Source organism: Paenibacillus kribbensis (assembly GCF_001705305.1).
GTDB classification, from domain to species: Bacteria; Bacillota; Bacilli; order Paenibacillales; family Paenibacillaceae; genus Paenibacillus; species Paenibacillus kribbensis_B.
Map to the genome: position 1 here is coordinate 246,081 of NZ_MCBP01000008.1, position 20,610 is coordinate 266,690.

The 20,610-nt window shown below is 49.7% G+C and carries 19 protein-coding genes and 8 tRNA genes; all 27 read right to left on the bottom strand.

Translation table 11 applies throughout. The features are described 5' to 3' along the window. Window positions 1-32: 32 nt before the first annotated feature. The 27 genes from BAZ21_RS16395 to BAZ21_RS16525 all read right to left on the bottom strand — a co-directional run bounded on the left by BAZ21_RS16395 (window position 33) and on the right by BAZ21_RS16525 (window position 20,430). Window positions 33-983, bottom strand: coding sequence for an ROK family glucokinase (locus BAZ21_RS16395; protein ID WP_068502882.1), 951 nt, complete (start codon window positions 981-983; stop codon window positions 33-35). Window positions 984-1,275: 292 nt separating this feature from the next. Then, a complete protein-coding gene (gene trxB / locus BAZ21_RS16400; RefSeq protein ID WP_068502884.1) occupies window positions 1,276-2,229 on the bottom strand; it encodes a thioredoxin-disulfide reductase in 954 nt (317 codons plus the stop codon). A gap of 39 nt (window positions 2,230-2,268) precedes the next feature. Then, a complete protein-coding gene (locus tag BAZ21_RS16405) occupies window positions 2,269-4,047 on the bottom strand; it encodes a tetratricopeptide repeat protein (RefSeq protein ID WP_068502887.1) in 1,779 nt (592 codons plus the stop codon). A gap of 247 nt (window positions 4,048-4,294) precedes the next feature. Then, entirely contained in the window at window positions 4,295-5,119 is an 825-nt protein-coding gene (hisJ, locus tag BAZ21_RS16410) for a histidinol-phosphatase HisJ (RefSeq protein ID WP_068502890.1), read from the bottom strand. A 36-nt stretch (window positions 5,120-5,155) separates the two neighbouring features. Continuing rightward, complete coding sequence (gene hisIE / locus BAZ21_RS16415) at window positions 5,156-5,899, bottom strand: bifunctional phosphoribosyl-AMP cyclohydrolase/phosphoribosyl-ATP diphosphatase HisIE (protein WP_068502892.1); 744 nt, start codon at window positions 5,897-5,899, stop codon at window positions 5,156-5,158. Then, a complete protein-coding gene (hisF, locus tag BAZ21_RS16420; protein ID WP_068502894.1) occupies window positions 5,896-6,654 on the bottom strand; it encodes an imidazole glycerol phosphate synthase subunit HisF in 759 nt (252 codons plus the stop codon). Before hisF ends, hisIE begins: the two co-directional genes overlap by 4 nt. An 11-nt stretch (window positions 6,655-6,665) precedes the next feature. Next, window positions 6,666-7,397, bottom strand: coding sequence for a 1-(5-phosphoribosyl)-5-[(5-phosphoribosylamino)methylideneamino]imidazole-4-carboxamide isomerase (gene hisA / locus BAZ21_RS16425; RefSeq protein ID WP_068502897.1), 732 nt, complete (start codon window positions 7,395-7,397; stop codon window positions 6,666-6,668). Window positions 7,398-7,493: 96 nt separating this feature from the next. After that, window positions 7,494-8,123, bottom strand: coding sequence for an imidazole glycerol phosphate synthase subunit HisH (hisH, locus tag BAZ21_RS16430; RefSeq protein WP_068502900.1), 630 nt, complete (start codon window positions 8,121-8,123; stop codon window positions 7,494-7,496). A gap of 3 nt (window positions 8,124-8,126) precedes the next feature. After that, complete coding sequence (gene hisB, locus BAZ21_RS16435; protein WP_068502976.1) at window positions 8,127-8,735, bottom strand: imidazoleglycerol-phosphate dehydratase HisB; 609 nt, start codon at window positions 8,733-8,735, stop codon at window positions 8,127-8,129. Beyond that, on the bottom strand, window positions 8,719-10,032 hold the full coding sequence (gene hisD / locus BAZ21_RS16440) for a histidinol dehydrogenase (RefSeq protein WP_068502903.1): 1,314 nt from the start codon (window positions 10,030-10,032) through the stop codon (window positions 8,719-8,721). The genes hisB and hisD overlap by 17 nt, the downstream gene beginning before the upstream one ends. A gap of 63 nt (window positions 10,033-10,095) precedes the next feature. Then, entirely contained in the window at window positions 10,096-10,749 is a 654-nt protein-coding gene (hisG, locus tag BAZ21_RS16445) for an ATP phosphoribosyltransferase (protein WP_068502906.1), read from the bottom strand. Continuing rightward, entirely contained in the window at window positions 10,746-11,951 is a 1,206-nt protein-coding gene (locus BAZ21_RS16450; RefSeq protein ID WP_068502909.1) for an ATP phosphoribosyltransferase regulatory subunit, read from the bottom strand. The genes hisG and BAZ21_RS16450 overlap by 4 nt, the downstream gene beginning before the upstream one ends. A gap of 358 nt (window positions 11,952-12,309) precedes the next feature. Continuing rightward, window positions 12,310-13,461, bottom strand: coding sequence for an acyltransferase (locus tag BAZ21_RS16455; RefSeq protein ID WP_068502912.1), 1,152 nt, complete (start codon window positions 13,459-13,461; stop codon window positions 12,310-12,312). A 146-nt stretch (window positions 13,462-13,607) separates the two neighbouring features. Next, complete coding sequence (locus BAZ21_RS16460) at window positions 13,608-14,102, bottom strand: acyltransferase (protein WP_068502916.1); 495 nt, start codon at window positions 14,100-14,102, stop codon at window positions 13,608-13,610. Beyond that, the gene (ppaX, locus tag BAZ21_RS16465; protein WP_068502918.1) at window positions 14,099-14,752 is read right to left on the bottom strand and encodes a pyrophosphatase PpaX; all 654 of its coding nucleotides are present in this window, start codon (window positions 14,750-14,752) and stop codon (window positions 14,099-14,101) included. Before ppaX ends, BAZ21_RS16460 begins: the two co-directional genes overlap by 4 nt. After that, on the bottom strand, window positions 14,749-15,804 hold the full coding sequence (gene lgt, locus BAZ21_RS16470; RefSeq protein WP_068502920.1) for a prolipoprotein diacylglyceryl transferase: 1,056 nt from the start codon (window positions 15,802-15,804) through the stop codon (window positions 14,749-14,751). Before lgt ends, ppaX begins: the two co-directional genes overlap by 4 nt. A gap of 42 nt (window positions 15,805-15,846) precedes the next feature. Continuing rightward, complete coding sequence (gene hprK, locus BAZ21_RS16475) at window positions 15,847-16,785, bottom strand: HPr(Ser) kinase/phosphatase (protein WP_068502923.1); 939 nt, start codon at window positions 16,783-16,785, stop codon at window positions 15,847-15,849. Window positions 16,786-17,125: 340 nt separating this feature from the next. Next, window positions 17,126-18,250, bottom strand: coding sequence for an ABC transporter ATP-binding protein (locus tag BAZ21_RS16480; RefSeq protein WP_007428126.1), 1,125 nt, complete (start codon window positions 18,248-18,250; stop codon window positions 17,126-17,128). Window positions 18,251-18,353: 103 nt separating this feature from the next. Continuing rightward, a complete protein-coding gene (locus BAZ21_RS16485; protein ID WP_068502928.1) occupies window positions 18,354-19,496 on the bottom strand; it encodes a PucR family transcriptional regulator in 1,143 nt (380 codons plus the stop codon). Between the two features lie 149 nt (window positions 19,497-19,645). Further along, window positions 19,646-19,718: transfer RNA gene (locus BAZ21_RS16490), tRNA-Lys, on the bottom strand. Window positions 19,719-19,725: 7 nt separating this feature from the next. Beyond that, window positions 19,726-19,811: transfer RNA gene (locus BAZ21_RS16495), tRNA-Tyr, on the bottom strand. Between the two features lie 9 nt (window positions 19,812-19,820). Next, window positions 19,821-19,893: transfer RNA gene (locus BAZ21_RS16500), tRNA-Phe, on the bottom strand. A gap of 78 nt (window positions 19,894-19,971) precedes the next feature. Next, window positions 19,972-20,048 (bottom strand) — tRNA-Asp (locus BAZ21_RS16505). A gap of 16 nt (window positions 20,049-20,064) precedes the next feature. After that, window positions 20,065-20,140 (bottom strand) — tRNA-Thr (locus tag BAZ21_RS16510). A gap of 4 nt (window positions 20,141-20,144) precedes the next feature. After that, window positions 20,145-20,220 (bottom strand) — tRNA-Val (locus BAZ21_RS16515). A 10-nt stretch (window positions 20,221-20,230) separates the two neighbouring features. Next, window positions 20,231-20,307: transfer RNA gene (locus BAZ21_RS16520), tRNA-Met, on the bottom strand. 31 nt (window positions 20,308-20,338) lie between these two features. After that, window positions 20,339-20,430, bottom strand: a tRNA-Ser gene (locus BAZ21_RS16525). Window positions 20,431-20,610: the final 180 nt, after the last annotated feature.

Genomic DNA, 20,610 nt, shown 5'->3' on the forward strand with positions numbered 1-20,610 from the left:
ATGTGAGTACCCGTATATCAGCAACCTGTAAATCAGGAGCGCAGCAACAAGCCAGCAGCCCCTACGATACCCGCGTCATTGCCCAGTACTGCAGGAACAATCGATACTCCTTGCTGGAGTGGCTCAGGTGCCAGCTTAGTGTATACGCGGCGCATCTCTTCAAACAAAAAATCGCCAGCTTTGGAAACACCGCCGCCTATAATAAACAGCTCTGGATTGAGCACCGCGGCAACGGCTGCCATAGATTTCCCCAAATAAAAGGCAGCCCGGTTCACGATACGTAGTGCCACCTCATCACCGGCTTTAGCAGCATCAAATACTTCTTTAGCAGCAATTTGATCCTCCAGTGCCAGAGAGGTGCGATCGCCACGTTCCACGGCGTCTTTTGCCATACGAATAATACCTGTTGCAGAAGATACGGTTTCCAGACAACCCATTTTACCGCATCCACACTGGATAGCCTCCAGATCAGGCACGACGCTTATATGTCCAATTTCTCCGGACATACCCGAGAAGCCTTGATATATTTTACCATTAATAATAATACCACCGCCAACACCCGTACCCAGGGTATAGCATACGCAGTTATCTATGCCTTTGCCCGCTCCGGCCCATACTTCCCCAAGTGCAGCAACATTAGCGTCATTGTCTATTTTTACAGGCTTGCCGATCCGTTCCTCCAAAAGCGCACGAATCGGTACGTCACGAAAGCCAATATTGGGAGCGAGGACAATAATACCGTCCCGAACATTCGTAAAACCCGCAACACCTGCACCAACACCCTTCAGTTGATCCCATTCATAAGGAGATTGCTCAACAATGTGCCGTACATATTTTTCGATATTGCTGATTACAACATCTACGCCCTTATCGGTTTCGGTTGGTCCTTCGTAGGTGTGCAAAAGCTTCCCGTTTTCATTACAAATGCCGACTTTAATCGCCGTACCGCCCAAATCGACACCTACATAGATACTTTCTGACATGTTTCAAGCCACCTTTATGTTTACTTAAAAACCATTGTATGAAACATATGATTAAAATCTTGACTTCATAATCGTGATCCTACGTTCCAACTATAATTGAAGCCCCCGTTACGGTCAAGGACACTTGCCTATCGAAAAATGTACGATTAGCGGAACTTTTAGCGTTATAAATCCACAAAAAGGAAGAAGCCTGTGCAAACGCAGCAGGCTTTCTCTCCCTGATCATCAGATAAAGCTTATAACAAGGCTATCCTTACTCCATTCTAGCCATATTGTGAGCTATAAGCTGTCTTTATTGATCCAGTGTTTCGCTCCAGTCATGGACAGAACTGCCTTCAAGATACTTCTCGCAGTCCATAGCCGCCATGCAGCCCGTACCCGCCGCCGTTATAGCCTGGCGGTAACGATTATCCTGCACGTCCCCGCACGCAAACACTCCGGGGATGTTCGTTTCTGTCGTGCCTGGCTTCACTTTAATATAGCCGTGATCGTCTGTATGGATTTGACCGTTCAGGAAGCTTGTATTTGGTGTATGCCCGATCGCTACGAACACGCCATCCGCCTCAATCAACTCATCCTGATTGTTTTCATTATTGTGTACCTTCAAGCCCTTTAGTCCGGTTTCTCCGGTTACGACTTCCAGAGGAGCCCGGTTTAAGGCCCAGTGTACTTTTTCATTCTCGCGTGCACGGTCCTGCATGATTTTAGATGCTCGCAGCTCATCGCGACGATGAACCAAGGTTACACTGGAAGCAAACCGGGTCAAGAAGCTCGCTTCCTCCATAGCCGAATCGCCGCCGCCGACCACAATGATCTTTTTCCCACGGAAAAAGAAACCGTCGCACGTTGCGCACGTGCTCACTCCGCGGCCGACATTATCCTGCTCACCCGGAATACCGAGATATTTGGCAGACGCGCCTGTAGCAATAATAACCGACTCTGCCTCAATGATGCCTTTACCCTCTACCTTCACTTTAAAAGGGCGCTTGCTGAGATCGACTTCCTCTACCCAACCGGAAGTAAATTCAGCGCCAAAGCGTTCAGCCTGCTTGCGCATGTTATCCATCAATTCAGGCCCGAGGATACCTTGCTCAAAACCCGGGAAATTTTCAATTTCGGTCGTCGTGGTAAGCTGCCCGCCGGGCTGCATTCCCTCAATGACCAGCGGATTCATGTTAGCGCGCGCCAAATAAATAGCGGCCGTGTAGCCTGCAGGACCTGTACCAATAATTATGGATTTATACATACGTTTGTTGCCTCCTTTAAGTGATGTTTGGAGCAGGTCTCAGACCTGCTTTTTAAACGTGGAGAGCGGCTGCTTCAGCTTCTGTTTGATACCACACACACTGTCAATCTGGCGTGCATAGCGGCTTACGGTCGATACGGAAATACCGTAACGGTCGGCTACTTCCTGATAGGTGACTGAATGATGATGCATTTTGGCTGTCAAATATTCCAGCGCCGCTGCCCATCCCTCCGTATGCTGAACCATCGGGACTTCTGGAGCAAGCCGATCCGAATACTCCAGCCAAAGCGATCTTAAATCGTGCTGCATGGCCGGATCTGACGGCTTGCCCATGACGGTCAGCACCTTATCGAGCACTGCCTGCCATTGCGGATCGACCGGAGAAGCAGATACATCGCCTTCGATTGTGCGGCAATCCCTTTCGGCTTCTAACCGCTCCATCTGCTCTGCTTGCGGAGCCGTTTCCTGCACGCCATGCTCCTGCTCCGTCAGCTCTTGCAGGACCTGCAAGGCACGCTGTTTCAGCTCATCCTCCTGATCCGGGTCATCTACAAAGGACTCCAGTGCCTGGCGCACCTCATCATCACCGATCAGACTCAGCGCCTGAATGACCTGCAGCTGAGTTGCCCGGTCTCCGTGGCGCAAAGCCCAGAAGAAGGATGACCGTATAAGCGGGTCCTTCTTCATGCTGTCAGGCACTTGCTCAGCACCGAACTTCTCCCACATGCGGAATTGCTCCTCAAAAGGGAGATGATAATGGTAGCTGAGCACTTGCAGCGGTGTGCCCTCCTGCTGGAGCTCCTCCAGCCGGGACAGGAAAAAGCGCGGAACTTCCGAGGAAGCATCCTGCTTTTGCAAATGACTCCACAACCGTCGGGCTTCCGCATATCTTCCCGTATTGCTGGCAGCTACTGCCGTGTAATGGTACAACGAAGCGTCAGCACTGTTCTCTCCAGTGCCATGCAGCAACCTGCGGAAATGTCTGTAGGCCTCCTCATGGCGTCCAAGAATCCCCATGGTGGTCGCCAGCTTGAATACCTGCTCCTCCTGAAACGGGATGGTGACCGCCAAGGTTTGAACCAGGCGATCCAATTCGGGACCGCCTCCCTCATGCTGATAAAAGATTGCCAGATTGCACAACGCGTGCAAATTCCCCGGCTCATCCTCCAGCACTCGAAGAATGACGGTTTTGGCATTTTGGAACAATCCCATGTAGTAATAGGCCAACGCCAAATTATTACGCGCAGCGAACATATCGGGCTGTTCCTCCGAAATTTGCTTGAGCAATTGAGCTGCCTGAGCAAATTTCCCTTCCTCCAGCAGGACGCGGGCCTGATCATGCTCGACCACTCCCTGCCGAGCCTTAATGCGGTTCAGCTTGGTTGGACGGTCCAGCTCATAATAGAGCAGTTCCATCATTTCCTCAGCTTCATCAAGAAACTGCCCTTCCTCGTCCTCCTCCAGGTACGTGACTAAGGCTTTCTCCGCTTCTTCAAATTGCTCCATATTAGCGTAATTATTCGCCATATAGAAATAACACTCTGTCATCGACGGATCTACGTCGCTCAGAACAGAGGACAGGATCTCGTTCGAGCCTGCATAATCCCCCATCTCTGATAATATACCCGCCATATTGCAATGATTCACCGGATTATCCGGTTCATATTCAACGGCTTTACGAAAATATTTCAATGCCTTGTCATAATGATTGCGATCTAGCGAGCGCACAGCTTTCTCAAAAAAGAAAGATGCGTCGAAACGCAAAGCAATAATCTTAGGGCTAAGTTGTTCCGATGCTCGCAGATGTTTCCCTTTCATAAATAACCAAGGCACCTCCTTTAAATGTAACTGGCATGTTCATACCCTCCAGTATACCACAACTTCAAAACGACTTGACAGTCAGTCGTGCCCCATTCCAAAAAACGGATGCAGACTTGTTTTCCAATAAAGACGTATCGCTAGGTACTTATAAGAGGATACGCCAATAGCCGAGCGCGTTTTCCTCTTCAGAAGGCAGCGTTCGGCTAGTTACTAGATATATATTTAGACCAAATCAACACGGAAATTAAAGTGTCAGCGGCACCAACGCACGCTCGCGATGCTGAAATACCGCAAGCTCGCGATAGCCGACTTCATATAGGAGCGCACGCGCCTTCTCCAAATGCTCGGACAGCTTCGCCGGATCATGGGCATCCGAGCCTACGGTCAGCGGAATACCCAGCGATAATGCCTCCTCCAGTATGCGGCGGCTCGGGAACATTTCCGCACAGGGCTTGGATAGCCCTGATGCATTCAGCTCCATTGCCCGACCGCTGCGGGCAACGGCTGAGAGTGCAGATCGCTCCAGCTCACGCAGCTCCTCCTCTTCCTCCGGCTTCGGATGGTGGCCGAAGCGCTTAATGACATCCAAATGACCCATGATGTCATATAAGCCGGTAGCTGCCGCTTTGGAAACCGCATTGTAATACGTGCGGTATACCTCCAGCACGTTTTTGCCCTCCCAATGGTGTACCTGGCGAAAGTCCGTCACATCCCATTCACCGAGAAAGTGGACGGAGCCAATCACATAATCCCACGGATACGCGGTGATGATAGCTTCAATTTCTCGTTCCCAACCCTCAATGTAGTCACCTTCCAGGCCGACACGAATGTCTATCTGCCCTTTATAGCGATCCTTCAGTTCCAGACACTCTTCAACATATCGGGGCAGCTCCTCCATTGGCATCGCCATTTCCGGGTAATAGTCAGCTGGTTTTACATGCAGCAGCGGCATGTGATCCGATAAGCCGAGCTGATCCAGACCCAGCCGAATTCCCTGCTGCACATACTCTTCCAGGCTTCCTATCGCGTGACCACACCGGGCATGATGCGTATGATAGTCAATTTTCATGCGACCCTCGCCCCTTTCTGCACCATAACACCCATTTTAATCACGACGAGGACGCTCATGGCGACGATTCAGCTCAGCCAGCACATCATCCAGCGGCAGCTTGCGTTCTTGCAGCAGCACCAACAGATGATATATCAAATCGCTGACCTCCAGACGCAGTTCCTCATTATCTTTATTTTTGGCAGCAATGATCGTCTCGGATGCTTCTTCGCCAACCTTTTTCAGGATTTTGTCTACGCCTTTATCAAAAAGATAGGTCGTGTAGGCCCCTTCAGGACGTGTCTCTTCGCGTTCCTTAATGATCGCCTCCAGCTGGGCAAGCACCTCAAAACGGTTTGCCGTAGTGTTGCCCGTTCCGCCCGTCTCAGCAGCTTGTGCTTGCCCCGCCGCTGCATGGTCAGTGGCAGATGCCAGAGCCGTTCCCGGCGCAGAAATATCACGGGAAAAGCAGCTCGTTGCTCCTGTATGACAGGCAGGACCGCTCGGAATGACACGCACAAGCAGAGCATCACCGTCACAATCCAGCTGGATGGAGGTGATTTTTTGCGTATTGCCGGAGGTTGCCCCCTTATGCCACAGCTCCTGTCTGGAACGAGACCAAAACCAGGTCTCTCCCGATTCCAGAGACAGCTTCAGCGACTCGCGGTTCATATAGGCCAGGGTCAGCACCTGAAGCGTAGCATCATCCTGTACAATGGCTGAGACAAGCCCCGCTTCATTCCAACGGATATTATCCAATATCTGCTCCAGAGATAGCTGCTCGTTTAATTCATTGCTCATCGTATCTCCACTCCTCTGCGCTTCAAATCCCGTTTTAGCTCAGGGATTCCTATTTCTTTATAGTGAAAAATCGTTGCTGCCAGTCCGGCATCTGCCTTGCCCGCCGTAAACACGTCATAAAAATGCTCCTGCTTGCCAGCTCCACCGGACGCAATAACCGGAATCCCCACCGTATCCGACACCGCAGCCGTGAGTGGCAGGTCAAATCCATCCTTGGTTCCATCCGCATTCATGCTGGTCAGCAGAATTTCTCCAGCCCCCAGCTGTTCAGCCTCCTTGGCCCAGGCCAAGGCACGGATACCGGATGGTGTGCGGCCTCCGTGCGTATATACTTCCCACTCGCCCCACGCCTCATTGTACTTGGCATCAATTGCAACAACGATGCATTGTGAGCCAAAGCTGCGCGCACCCTCCGCGATTAGCTGAGGGTTACGGACAGCGGCCGTATTCACGCCAATTTTATCGGCCCCGGCACGCAAAATGCGTTTCATATCATCGACATGGGATATCCCGCCGCCGACCGTGAAGGGAATGGAGATTTCTCCGGCCGTCTGGCGAACGACCGCTTCCATGGTGGCACGACCTTCAACCGATGCGGAAATATCCAAAAATACAATTTCATCCGCACCTTCCCGGTCATACAGCGCCGCCAGCTCCACCGGATCGCCCGCATCGCGCAAGTTCACAAAATTAACGCCCTTAACCACCCTGCCATCCTTTACATCCAGACAGGGAATAATACGTTTAGCCAGCATGTTTACTCCCCCTATGCCCTTGCTACAGCTTGTACGGCGACCTGTAAATCAATGCTCCCTGTATACAATGCCTTACCCACAATGGCACCGCCTACACCTTCCTGTGCATACGCGCTCAGTGTGATCAGATCATCCATCTGACTGACACCCCCGGAAGCAATTACGGTACGTCCGCTGCTTTTTGCAAGTGCTACGATCGCCTCCACATTCGGGCCCTGCATCATTCCATCACGGGAAATGTCTGTAAAAATGAACGTCTCCGCCCCCTTGGCGGCCAGCTCAGCGGCCAGTTCATCCGCGCGTACCCCCGAGGTTTCGAGCCACCCGCGCGTGGCTACATAGCCATTTCGCGCATCCAGACCGATAGCGATCCGATCACCGTAGGCAGAGAGCACCGCTTCGGTAAAGGCACGGTCCTCTATTGCCGCCGTGCCCAAAATCACGCGACTCACGCCCAATGACAACAGTCGCTCCACATGCTCGCGTGTACGCAAGCCGCCACCCACCTGTACAGGCACCTGCACTGCAGAAGCGATACGCCCAATCAGCTCATCGTTCACCGGTTGACCCGCTTTTGCCCCGTCCAGATCGACCAGATGAATGTAGGAGCCGCCCTTGCGCTCCCATTCTCGGGCTACCTCTACCGGATTTTCGTTGTATATCGTCTCCTGGTTGTAATCCCCCTGTACCAACCGTACACATTTGCCATCGCGAATATCAATCGCCGGATATATCGTGAACAAAGCATGACCCCCTTTTGAGCTATTCCACATTTATATGCCTTCACATCAATCAACGCCCAAAGCCAGCCGTACCACCCTCCACAGACTGATGAGTAGTTACGTTCGCTTTGCCGCCTCCGCCAGCTCCAAAAACTGACGAAGCAGCTGCATGCCCATTTCTCCACTCTTCTCCGGATGGAACTGCATACCGTATACATGGCCTCTGCCAACGATAGCCGTTACAGGCCCGCCGTAATCAGTCACCGCCAGCAGGTCCGTTTCAACCTCAGGCTTTGCATGATAGGAGTGTACAAAATACACATGCCCTTCCTCCAAGCCCTGCAACAACGGGTGATCCGGCTGTGTCATACGCAGACGATTCCAGCCCATATGCGGCACCTTAACGCCCCTATCGGGAGCAAACCGAACGACCTCGCCCGGTAAAATATTAAGCCCTTCATGACTGCCATATTCTTCACCACGAGTGAACAACAGCTGCATGCCCAAGCAAACACCGAGCAGCGGTTGTCCAGCTCTCGCCACCTCCTGGATAACCCGATCCAATCCACTGGAACGCAAATGCTCCATCGCATCTCCGAATGCCCCTACACCCGGCAAAATCACACCGCTGGAGGAACGAATCACTTGGGCATCTCCTGTGACTACAGCCTCATATCCAAGACGCTCAACCGCTTTGCTCACACTATGCAGATTGCCTCTGCCGTAATCCACAATAGCAATGGACATGGACTATAACACTCCCTTCGTTGAAGGCACTCCCGTTACCCGTGGATCAATGGAGGTCGCCTCGTCCAGCGCACGTCCCAGTGCTTTGAACACCGCCTCGATCATATGGTGGGTATTTTGCCCGTAGTGAACGATAACGTGCAGCGTCATACGAGCCTCCAATGCAAATTTCCACAGAAATTCATGCACCAGCTCCGTCGAAAAGCTCCCTACCTGCTGTGACGGATACTCCGCACGATACTCAAAATGGGGTCGGTTACTGAGGTCAATGATGACCTGCGCGAGCGCCTCATCCATCGGTACAAAGACGCTGGCATAGCGCTTGATTCCTTTTTTATCACCCAGTGCCTCCAGCAAGGTTTGCCCCAGACAGATACCAATGTCCTCCACGGTATGGTGATCGTCGATATCAACATCCCCTCTGGCCTGCACATTCAGGTTGAAGTGTCCGTGCTTCGTGAACAAATCCAGCATGTGATTCAGAAAAGGAACATCCGTTTCAATCTCGGCCTGTCCTGTCCCATCTACCGCAAAAGACAATTGAATATCCGTTTCGTTCGTCTTCCGGCTGACGCTCCCTGTGCGTCCTGATCCGTTATTTTCGTTCCCCATCCACATCCACCGCCTTCTTTTCATTGTCCAATCGAACTTGTATCGCCCGTGCATGACCTTCCAGCCCTTCATGCCGGGCAAGCTGCATAATCGTCTCTCCATTGCGCAGTAACGCTTCCTTGCTGTAATAGATCATACTCGACTTTTTGATAAAATCATCAATATCGACTGGCGAAGAGAACCGCGCGGTTCCATTCGTCGGAATAATGTGATTGGGTCCAGCAAAATAATCGCCTACCGGCTCCGAGCTGTACGCTCCCAGAAAAATAGCTCCCGCATTTTCAATCAGGCCCACATGCTCCATCGGCTGCTCTGTCATGATCTCCAGATGCTCCGGCGCAAGCCGATTGACAATACGGATGCCCTCTTCCAACGTGTCAACGACAATGATGGCCCCGTAAGACTCTACTGAGGCAGAAGCAATAGCTCTACGCGGCAGATCGGTCAATTGGCGCTGTACTTCGGCTGATACTTCTTCCGCCAAGCGTTGCGAGGGCGTAACCAGAATGGCCGAGGCCATTTCGTCATGCTCAGCCTGCGACAGCAGATCAGCCGCTACATAAGCAGCATTCGCCGTGTCGTCAGCCAGCACGACAATTTCACTCGGTCCGGCAATACTGTCGATATCCACCGCACCGTATACCTCACGCTTTGCCAGCGCTACATAAATGTTGCCGGGACCGCAAATTTTATCGACCGGTTCAATGCGACGTGTCCCGTAAGCGAGAGCGGCAATCGCCTGCGCTCCGCCCACCCGGTATATTTCTGTCACACCAGCCTCTGCCGCAGCTACCAGTGTATATGGATCAATTCCCGCCTTGCCGCCTGTTGCCGGGGGAGTCACCATGACAATCTCCGGCACACCAGCCACCTGAGCGGGAATGACATTCATCAGCACCGAGGATGGATAGGCTGCTTTACCGCCTGGAACATACACGCCTACACGCTGCAACGGTCTGATAATCTGACCGAGCAGGCTGCCGTCCGGCTGCCAATCCATCCACGAATTCCGTTTTTGCTTCATGTGAAAAGCACGGATATTATCCGCCGCCTCACGAATCGCCTGTATAAAAGAAGGCTCGACCTTGTCATATGCCGACTTCAATTCTTCATCTGTCACACGAAGCTGCTCCACCGTCAGCGATACACCATCAAACGATTCCGTATACCGCAGGACAGCTGCATCTCCCTCCTGTCGTACCGAATGAATAATGGCACGAACAGCCTCATTTTGCTCTGGTGTACCGTAATCCACCTCGCGCTGGAGACTGAATTCACGGGCTGATACGATCTTCATTTGTCCACTCCCCCTACTTGCAGCTTGCTTTGCAGAATGCTCCTTAGCCACTGTCCTATTCCACTAGTTCATTAAGTCCTTGGGTGCCACCGCAGTTGGAATCACCTGATGCAATCGGTCACACAACGCCTGAATTGAGCCGTTTTTCATCCGATAGCTAACCCGATTGGCAATCAGACGACTGGTAATATCCAGAATGCTGATCTGCTCGACCAATCCGTTCTCCCGCAAGGTCTGCCCGGTTTCCACCATATCCACAATGCGGTCTGCCAGACCAATTAACGGCGCCAGCTCGATGGAACCGTTCAGCTTGATAACTTCGACCTGCTGGCCTTGCTCCCGAAAATACTGGGAAGCCACGTTCGGATATTTGGTGGCGACCCGCTGGCGAATACCCGGCTGCCAATCCGGCAGAGCAATCACCGACATCCGGCAACGGGCGATTCCCAGATCCAGCAGTTCGTACACATCCTTGTTTTCCTCCAGCAATACATCCTTGCCCACAATGCCAATGTCCGCAGCCCCATACTCCACATACGTAGGAACATCGACCGGCTTCGCCATGATGAATTCCATTCCCAGCTCAGGCAGCGGAATGACCAGCTTGCGCGTATCGTCCACATCCTGCGGAATCGGGACCCCTGCTCGGCGAAACAACTCGGAAGCCTGCTTATAAATCCGTCCCTTCGGCATGGCTACCTTCAATGTTTCCGTCATGGCAGCTCCCTCCCTTGTATCGGTTGCCTTTCTGCGACTGTATAGCTGTATACCTCTGCATATAGGTCCTGCTGCTGGCGCCGCCCATCCTCTGGCCCTCCCGTCAAGCCTGTAACCACAATCCTACCGGCTGTACGAAGCTGCGCCGCAGCCGATAACGCCTCTTGACGTCCCTGCTCGTCATAAAGGATAAGCACAGGACGCTTCGTCTCAATCTCAATACCGTCTACACCATCAACGATTCGATTCGTCTTGAGCGCAAATCCCGTCGCAGGCACGGACCGACCAAACTGCTGGAGCAGATTGTCATAGCGACCTCCGTTACAGACGGGAAATCCGATTTCCGCCGCGTAGCCCTCAAAAGTCATTCCTGTATAATATGAAAAATCTCCGATCATGGTAAGATCAATTAACACATGCTCAGATACGTCATAAGCCTCCAGTACTTCCCACACCTCGCACAAATGTGCAATAGATTGAAGCGTCTGCTGCTCCACGCTAAGACGGGTAGCCTGTTCGCAGATTTCTTTTCCACCGCGTAGCCGAAGAATAGCCTCCAGCTTATCCCGATGTTCAGCAGCCAAGCCCAGAGCCTCAATCGCTGTTCGGTAGCCCACTACATCACGGCCCAGCAGCAGCTCCTTTAGCGCCTCCTGCTCAGCCTGGCGACCTGGAATGATTTCCTCGAACAGACCGTTCAGGAATCCCACATGTCCCATGGCAATTTTAAAAGAGGTAACTCCTGCCGCCTGCAACGATGCAATCGCCAATGCAACAACCTCCGCATCAGCCTCCGGCGAGTCATCGCCTACCAGCTCCACACCCGTCTGAAAGAACTCAGCTTCCCTTCCCGCCTCTTCCTCAATCGCCCGAAATACATTGGCATGATAGGAAAGCCGAAGCGGCACTTCCTCTTCCTTCAGTAGCGACGATACCACCCGCGCAATTGGCGCAGTCATATCAGACCGCAGCACCAGCGTGGTTCCCCGGTTATTGAGCAGCTTAAACAGCTTCTGATCCGAGGTGGAACTGGCCACACCCACCGTATCGTAGTATTCCATCGTAGGCGTCATAATCTGACGGTAGCCCCAACGCTCCATGCATTCGAGCACATTCAATTCAATCGCCCGCAGCTTCGACACTGCTCGTGGGAGGTAATCCCGAACCCCTACAGGAATTTCAAATCCTTTTGGCTTAGACATCTCTATCACCTCATGATTTTATGTTTCTTTATCATGGTAAAGTGCTAACAAACTAAAGTATATTCGATATATTATCACGGCCTGCTTGTCAACGTCAACCGACGGAGCAGCCCATTTTTAAAGTTCTCATCACTGTGCTACCCCTCTCTATATTGTATCCACTGCCGAATTCATGAATCCTATAAGAAAAACATCTATCGACATACTTTCACGGAAGCAAGACCACGCTTAGCGGAAATTTTTCTTGCGATTTTTTCCTTGCGATTATAGAATTGTTCAGCTCCGCTGAAAATTTATAAATTCTATAATCTAAAAAAAAGACTGCCAGCCTCTCAGCCAACAGTCCATCTAAAAATATTTAGCCACTCACCTGCTCACTTTTAGTCTGGGAAGGCAGTTTCGGAATCGTGCCCAAGCCGACCCAGGAAAACGGTAGATATCGAAAACATAACGTCACAATCAGCCAGGAGCCAAACAGTGCCAACAACCATCCGCCAGCAATGGAGAAAATATATTCTATCGGCGTTCCATGCAGATCCAGCTTGCGATACACTCGCAACAATGCCGGGTGAAGTAAATAAATACCGAAAGAACATGCACCCATCCAACTGATCCACGCTCGCAGCCTAGCATTTGCATAACGATAGAATAAAACAGAGAGCTGAAACAGCACTAGCGCAGATACGAGGGCATGTGCATTGCGGAGCAGTTCATAGACCAGTGAGTCTGCATAGATGGCTTTGCGATATGCTACAAACCATATCTGCACATAAGCTATACCCACGAATAGCCAAACCGCCCACAAAGCACACCAGCTGATCAGCTGTCTGCGACCGATTAACGTCCCTGGCAACGGAAAAAGCCACTTTTTAAACCTTTCATACCCAATCGCTACAGCTGCACCCAGAGCAAAATAACTGATATATGTAATCGCAAGACTTCCTCTTTCCACTCCCCAAACGTATTTGTTCAGTAATACAAACCCCCATTGAATGACCAACCCTGCTGTCAAAATAACAAAGGCGGCTCTCCGTGGGCTCAATACCCATTGCCGTAAACGCTGCACTCCCCACAGCAACAGCGGGAAGACCAAATAAAATTGGATAATGATAATAACATAATACAAATGCGTATATGCCTTTCCTGTTAACAGCACCAGTGGAAGATCACTTAGCGGCATCAGTCCGCGTGTCACCAAGGTCAAATAGTAGAGAAGTGAAAACAAAACATAGGGTAACACAATAAACATCAGTCTTTTCCGAAAAAACACAAGCATACTCTTACCCCGAAGCGGCCTATCCACATAATTGTAAAATAAAACAAACCCGCTCACAAAAATAAACACAGGAACCGCAAAACTGCTGAACACATTTAAAAATAAAAAAGGATAAAATAATAGAGAATGACGCGCATCAATCAAAGCCATTGAAGTCGCATGAATAGTTACAACGGCTGCAATTAATATTCCCCGATAAATATCAAGCTCCGGTATACGTTCCTTTTTGACCAAATCAACACGCTCCCATATCGCCTTGTAAATATACTTATTTTCTATTTTTAAACATAACCAACATCCATTTCCCTACTTATTATACAGAAAAACAACGCAAAAAGGCCCCTTAAAATCTATAAGAGACCTTCTTGCTGTGCTATTTTTTATTCGCCCACATCGGAGCGTCCCAAATCACGCAATGGGTTACCGCCCACAAACGCTCCAGCAGGCACATCTTTATGCACCACCGCTCCGGCGGCTACGATAGCTCCGTCACCGATGGTGACCCCTGGCAAAATGGTCGTGTTTGCACCGATCAACACATGATCTCCAATCACCACTTCACCGATACGATACTCCTGTATTAGGTATTCATGGGCCAGTATGGTCGTGTTATATCCAATGACCGAATTGTTTCCGATCGTAATATGCTCTGGAAAAAAGACATCTACCATGACCATCAGGCCGAAGGCTGAATGCTGCCCCACCCTCATACCCAGCATTTTGCGGTAAATGGCGTTTTTCAGAGAAAGCACAGGACAATACCGGGCAAGCTGTATAAAAATAAAATTTTTAACGCCTTTCCAAGGGCTCACCGTCCGATAAATCTGCCACAATGCGTTAGGACCTTCTACGGGATAGCGTTTTACCTTTCTCACGATACATTGACACCTTGCAGCTCCAGCTTCAGCAAGTCGCGCATATCATGCAGCATGTAATCTGGTCCATATCCACGCAGCGTTTCCTCGCCCTTGAGCGACCAGGCAACACCCGCAGATTTCACACCTGCCGCCTGGGCTGACAAAATATCAAAGGAACTGTCTCCGACCATCAACGTATGCTCCGCGGCAGCGTTCAAGCCAGCTAATGCTTTAAGCACTGGCTCTGCATGCGGCTTCGGATGCTCCACATCGTCTACCGTCACAATATAGTCCATCGAGGAGGTCAGATTGAACAGATCAAGTACGCGTATCGTGGAAGGTCGTATTTTGGTTGTCACAACCCCTAGCTTAATTCCTCGCGCACGCAGCTCCTGAATAACCTCAATCACATACGGAAATGGCTTCACCATTCGGTCATGGTGAACCTGATTATAAGCACGGTAGTCTTTAACTAGCTCAGATACATCCGTTAATCCCGAAAAAGTACGGAGCTGATCATCCAGCGTCCCACCCATATGGGGAATAATATGCTCCCGAGTTAGCGGATCAGCATCCGGATGGTTCAAAATGTGCAAAAACGTGCTGATAATCAGCTCATTCGTATCCATGATGGTACCATCCAAATCAAACAAAATCGTATTTATCATAGATGCTCCTTCTTATCCTCGTCCGTTTCTTCCTTAGGATGCTTATCCGCTGTAACAGTTGGAGGAACCGTATCTTGTCCTGGGCGGGATGCTTGCTCTGGGGTCACGTCAGGCACCTGATCAATCCCCGTCTTGCTGGAGACAATCGGGTCGCTGTATCTCGCAACGGATGAACCCTTCTGACGACGAACCAGGATGAAAATCACGGCAGCTACAATGATGAAAATAGCAAGCAACTGTGAAATCCGTACGTTACCGTAATTCGGGTCCAAGTACCCTGGTTCAAACCCTAGCCACACCATAGGGGACCACAGAGCATTCAGAAAGGAAGCCATCCAGTCCGGCCCCTGAAAAGCCAGGCTGTCTGTCCGCACCCGCTCGATGAAAAAGCGACCGATAGAGTACCAAATAAAATAAAATGCAAACATTTCGCCCGCACGTACAAACTTCATCCGGCGAATCACAAGCAGCAAAATCACGCCTACGATACTCCACAGCGATTCATACAGGAACGTAGGGTGGTGGAATACTCCGTTAACATTCATCTGATTCACAATGAAATCCGGCAAATGCAGTTGATTCCGCAAAAAGGTTTCTTCCGTCGGTCCACCGTAGGCTTCCTGATTGACAAAGTTGCCCCAGCGTCCAATCGCTTGGCCGATTAGTAGACCCGGCGCACAAATATCAGCGATCCGCCAGAAGTTATACCCTTTATAGCGGAAATAAATGACTGCACATATGATCGCGCCGATCAACGCGCCATAGATCGCAATACCGCCATTCCAAATTTTGAAAACATCCCATAGATTATCTCTGTAGTCTTCCCATTTGAAAGCTACATAATAAATACGCGCTCCAATAATAGCCGACGGGACGCCTAGCAGCAGCATATCCATAAAAAAGTCCTGCGGAATACCGAATCTTTTTCCTTCACGGATGGCCAGATATAACCCCACAAGCGCCGCCAGCCCCAAAATTAGCCCATACCAGTGGACCTTAATTGCCCCGATGGAAAAAGCAATCGGATTCAGCAATAATGTTGCCGTTGACATATGTTTCGCTCACTCCTTTTTCTTCCTTGCAAACACCGGCCCTTAATCCATATCTTCCATATCTTCGGAGATCGTAGCGGTCAGCTTATTCGTAAATTGCAGGGCTGCGTTAACGCCCATTTGTTTCAAACGATAGTTCATCGCCGCCACCTCGATAATAACAGCCAAATTTCGGCCCGGACGAACTGGAATCGTAACGAGCGGAACATCTGTATCAATAATACGCGTCGTTTCTTCATCCAAGCCAAGGCGGTCATACTGCTTGTCTTGTTGCCATGCCTCCAGACGGACAACCAATGTAATCCGCTTGTTATTACGGACAGCACCTGCACCAAACAGCGTCATCACATTAATGATACCCACGCCTCGAATTTCCAGCAGATGACGAATCAACTCAGGTGCCGTGCCATGCAGCTGAAAATCAGACGTTTGTCGAATTTCCACCGCATCATCCGCTACCAAACGGTGTCCACGTTTAACCAGTTCCAGCGCGGTTTCACTTTTACCGATTCCGCTACTGCCTGTGATAAGCATACCTACGCCATACACATCACACAATACACCATGAATGGTCGCTGTAGGAGCCAGCTTTCTTTCCAGAAAACCCGTAATGCGGCTTGATAAAATCGTCGTCGCCATATTGGTTCGCAGTACAGGTACATCTCGCTCAGCACTCGCCTCCACTAACTCAGCTGGTACTTCCAAACCACGAGTGATAATGATACATGGAGTCAGCTCTGTACACAGACGCTCCATCCGATCCCGTCTCTCCTCAGGAGGAAGCATACCCAGAAAAGCCAACTCAGACCTCCCTAAAAGCTGCACCCGCTCCTGTGTATGGTATTCAAAATACCCGGCCATCTCCAAACCCGGACGATTCAAATCGTCGACTGTGATGAGTCTGCGCAGACCCTTTTCACCGGAAATAACCTCCATTTGAAACTGCTGTACAAGCTCGGATACCTTTACCTTTTTAGCCATCGTATTCTCTCCTTCATCTGCAAAACCGGATTCTATACGTTATTTGATTTATGTAGCTTTACCCTATTAACTATACAGCCTTACGCCAGTCCATCCTGCACCAGCCCAAGCCTCACTGTATTCAATCATATGATTTCAGGCTACCTCTGTTCCGACCGTTTGAATGATCTCACTTATGACCCTGCTACAAAGCTTGCCTGAACCCAGACCTGTATCATTGTACCCATCGTATCGGAATTTTTCAATGAATGCAATGCCGAAGCTTGTAGCTGTAGGACATACACAAAAAGAGCCGCCATTTCCCAGTCGGGAAAACGGCGACTCTCTCTACAGGCTGATCTTATTCACCAACCAAAATGCTCAATTCCGATTCTTTATCGAAAATATGAACCTTGTTCATATCGACAGCCAACTTCGCTTTGACACCATCACGAGTATTGGAACGTCCGTCTACACGGGCAATAATCGTATCATTTCCGGCACCGCTCAGGTATAACAGCATTTCATGACCAAGATTTTCCGTTACATCCACTGTGGATGTAAAGATCGTGTTCGGAGAAGCCTCCAGGAATACAGGCTCTTCATGAATATCCTCAGGACGGATACCCAAGATCACTTCTTTGCCGATATAACCCTTCGCTTTTAAAATTTGTCCTTTACCTTCAGGCACAAACAGCTCCAGACCTGGTGCTGTGAAATGCAACGCGCCTTCTTTTTCAACCAGCTTACCTGAGATAAAGTTCATTGTAGGAGAGCCGATAAAACCAGCCACGAACAGATTCACTGGACGGTTGTACAGTTCATCTGGAGATGCAGCTTGTTGAATAATACCATCCTTCATAACTACGATCCGATCACCCATGGTCATTGCTTCGACCTGATCATGGGTTACGTAGATTACGGTCGTTTCCAGTCGCTTAGCCAGTTTCGTGATTTCCGCACGCATCTGACCACGCAGCTTGGCATCCAGGTTGGACAGTGGCTCATCCATCAGGAAGACTTGCGGGTCACGTACAATCGCACGTCCCAAGGCAACACGCTGACGCTGACCACCCGACAACGCTTTCGGCTTGCGATCCAGCAGATGCTCAATATCAAGGATTTTAGCCGCTTCACGTACACGTTTATCAATTTCTTCTTTCTTCACCTTGCGAAGCTTCAGACCAAAAGCCATGTTTTGGTACACGTTCATATGCGGATACAGGGCATAGGATTGGAATACCATCGCGATATCGCGATCCTTTGGAGCCACGTCGTTCACAACACGATCTCCAATGTATAATTTACCGTCCGAGATTTCCTCCAGACCAGCGATCATACGGAGTGTAGTAGATTTCCCACAGCCGGAAGGACCAACCAATACGAGAAATTCTTTATCTTGAATGTCCAAATTGACATCAACAACCGTAGCTTTATCTGCACCCGGATATTTTTTGAAAATATGCTCTAAACGTACGCCAGCCATAGCTTTTGCCTCCCCAAGATCAAGTTTTGAAATCGAATACATTTTCTACTTGTATCTTACCCTAGTCCCCAAAGCATGGCTATTCGCAAACTGCACAAAAATGCTATTTCCTTTTTGTCACTTTGTACAATAGTAGATAAAGCTTGACCAGAACTGCATCATTAAATGTCCGTACATCCAATCCCGTCTCCTGTTTAATTTTGTCCAGGCGGTAAATCAGCGTATTTCGGTGTACATACAGGCGCTTAGCTGTCTCACTTACATTACAGTCCAGTTGAAAAAAGATATCTAATGTAGCCACCGTTTCCGGGTCTTTCAATATGACAGACGACTTCATTAGCTGCTCCAAAAATAGTATCCGTTGTTCCTTGGGAATGCGGTTTAACAGCCTTTCCAAATGAAGCTCCCATGAAAAGTGGATGTGCTCTGTTACATGAAAAATTTTCCCAAGGTGGATCGTCTCCCATAACATATTTAGCTCTTTGGGTAGATTTCGTGAAGGTATTAACGGCTTGGATACCGCCAAATGGAATACACCCACCCACTCATTCGCGATAAGCTCGTATAAGCCCAAACTAAAAGCCGTAAGGACCTCCTCCAGCGATTCCGTAAAATCTGCATCCCTGGTTTCAGTGTCTTTATCCCGTTCATCATCTGCACCTAACAGGAGCTCTTTTTTAGCCATAATCAACCAAGATTGCTTATCGAGTGGAACAAGCAGCACCTCTCCACCAAAATAACTGGCCAACAATCGATGCAGCTGCGGAAAGGTAATCCCCCCCTCCTGTGTTCCCTCACCATTGAGTAAAATCGGAACCATGCACGCCGATAGTGAATCGTGAAGCTGCAACTCTTCGGGAACCTCTTCTTCATTGTGCAGATTGGCAGCCTGCTGTATGAGCCATTGTCCAAAACGATTCATCCGCTCTTCCTCGCTATACATCGGATTCGTCGACAATTGTGCCCCATTCTGCCAAACCCGCTCCATGTTCCCCAACAGCGCTTCTACCAACTGTCGTTCCCGATCGGTCAAGTGTCTGGCCTCTACCATAAAAGCAGCCAGTTCACCCGCCGAAGCACGAAACGGGAAATATAACTTGTTATCACGTATAAACGATGTATTCGGTATAACTGGATTCTCTGTTTGACCTTCTGCCAACATTTCCGAACAACAGGGCACTATGGTAAATTGCGCTTGAATAATATTCTGAAGCTGTTGCTGTATCCATTCCGTATTCAGAGTCACGCCATCACCACTTCACTTTTTTTGAATATGCACAAAGCGAACATAATGAACTCATTATAACCTGTCGATACCGTAAAATAAAAAAGTGATTAAAAACATAACCTAAACAACACAAAAAAAGTCATCAACCTATAGTTGATGACTTTCGATGAGCCATGAAGGACTCGAACCTTCGACACCCTGATTAAAAGTCAGGTGCTCTACCAACTGAGCTAATGGCTCATAAAACTGGTGGAGGATGATGGATTCGAACCACCGAACCCGTAAGGGAGCAGATTTACAGTCTGATGCGTTTGGCCACTTCGCTAATCCTCCATATAAAGGTGGCTCGGGACGGAATCGAACCGCCGACACGAGGATTTTCAGTCCTCTGCTCTACCGACTGAGCTACCGAGCCATACCCACTAACAAAAAAATAAAGTGCGGAGGGATTCCCCTTCCCACTTTAGTACGGTTAAACTATAATATTGAAAAATGGCGGAACTGACGGGATTCGAACCCGCGATCTCCTGCGTGACAGGCAGGCATGTTAGGCCTCTACACCACAGTTCCCTATATTTTTCATAAATGGTGCCGGCGAGAGGACTTGAACCCCCAACCTACTGATTACAAGTCAGTTGCTCTACCAATTGAGCTACACCGGCACGGTGGTGGAGGCTGAGGGGATCGAACCCCCGACCCTCTGCTTGTAAGGCAGATGCTCTCCCAGCTGAGCTAAGCCTCCTGGGTATGTATGGTAGCGGCGGAGGGGATCGAACCCCCGACCTCACGGGTATGAACCGTACGCTCTAGCCAGCTGAGCTACACCGCCATAACATAATATTTCGCAAGCTTGTCCTAAATGGCGGAGAGAGAGGGATTCGAACCCTCGCACCACTTTCGCAGTCTAACCCCTTAGCAGAGGGTCCCCTTATAGCCACTTGGGTATCTCTCCAAATAAATAGACACACTTAGCGATAATCAAGCGAGTTATTATATATACCAAGCTTAATTCAAGGTGTTACACCCTGAAAACTGGATCCGAAACTCCATTGCGTCCTATTCTTAGGATAAGCCCTCGACCGATTAGTATTGGTCAGCTCCATGCATTACTGCACTTCCACCCCCAACCTAT

Excerpts from the sequence above, each read along its gene's own strand:
- BAZ21_RS16395 (WP_068502882.1), bottom strand. The coding sequence starts at position 983 with ATGTCAGAAAGTATCTATGTAGGTGTCGATTTGGGCGGTACGGCGATT.
- trxB (WP_068502884.1), bottom strand. The coding sequence starts at position 2,229 with ATGTATAAATCCATAATTATTGGTACAGGTCCTGCAGGCTACACGGCC.
- BAZ21_RS16405 (WP_068502887.1), bottom strand. The coding sequence starts at position 4,047 with ATGAAAGGGAAACATCTGCGAGCATCGGAACAACTTAGCCCTAAGATT.
- hisJ (WP_068502890.1), bottom strand. The coding sequence starts at position 5,119 with ATGAAAATTGACTATCATACGCATCATGCCCGGTGTGGTCACGCGATA.
- hisIE (WP_068502892.1), bottom strand. The coding sequence starts at position 5,899 with ATGAGCAATGAATTAAACGAGCAGCTATCTCTGGAGCAGATATTGGAT.
- hisF (WP_068502894.1), bottom strand. The coding sequence starts at position 6,654 with ATGCTGGCTAAACGTATTATTCCCTGTCTGGATGTAAAGGATGGCAGG.
- hisH (WP_068502900.1), bottom strand. The coding sequence starts at position 8,123 with ATGTCCATTGCTATTGTGGATTACGGCAGAGGCAATCTGCATAGTGTG.
- hisB (WP_068502976.1), bottom strand. The coding sequence starts at position 8,735 with ATGGGGAACGAAAATAACGGATCAGGACGCACAGGGAGCGTCAGCCGG.
- hisD (WP_068502903.1), bottom strand. The coding sequence starts at position 10,032 with ATGAAGATCGTATCAGCCCGTGAATTCAGTCTCCAGCGCGAGGTGGAT.
- hisG (WP_068502906.1), bottom strand. The coding sequence starts at position 10,749 with ATGACGGAAACATTGAAGGTAGCCATGCCGAAGGGACGGATTTATAAG.
- BAZ21_RS16450 (WP_068502909.1), bottom strand. The coding sequence starts at position 11,951 with ATGTCTAAGCCAAAAGGATTTGAAATTCCTGTAGGGGTTCGGGATTAC.
- ppaX (WP_068502918.1), bottom strand. The coding sequence starts at position 14,752 with ATGATAAATACGATTTTGTTTGATTTGGATGGTACCATCATGGATACG.
- lgt (WP_068502920.1), bottom strand. The coding sequence starts at position 15,804 with ATGTCAACGGCAACATTATTGCTGAATCCGATTGCTTTTTCCATCGGG.
- hprK (WP_068502923.1), bottom strand. The coding sequence starts at position 16,785 with ATGGCTAAAAAGGTAAAGGTATCCGAGCTTGTACAGCAGTTTCAAATG.
- BAZ21_RS16480 (WP_007428126.1), bottom strand. The coding sequence starts at position 18,250 with ATGGCTGGCGTACGTTTAGAGCATATTTTCAAAAAATATCCGGGTGCA.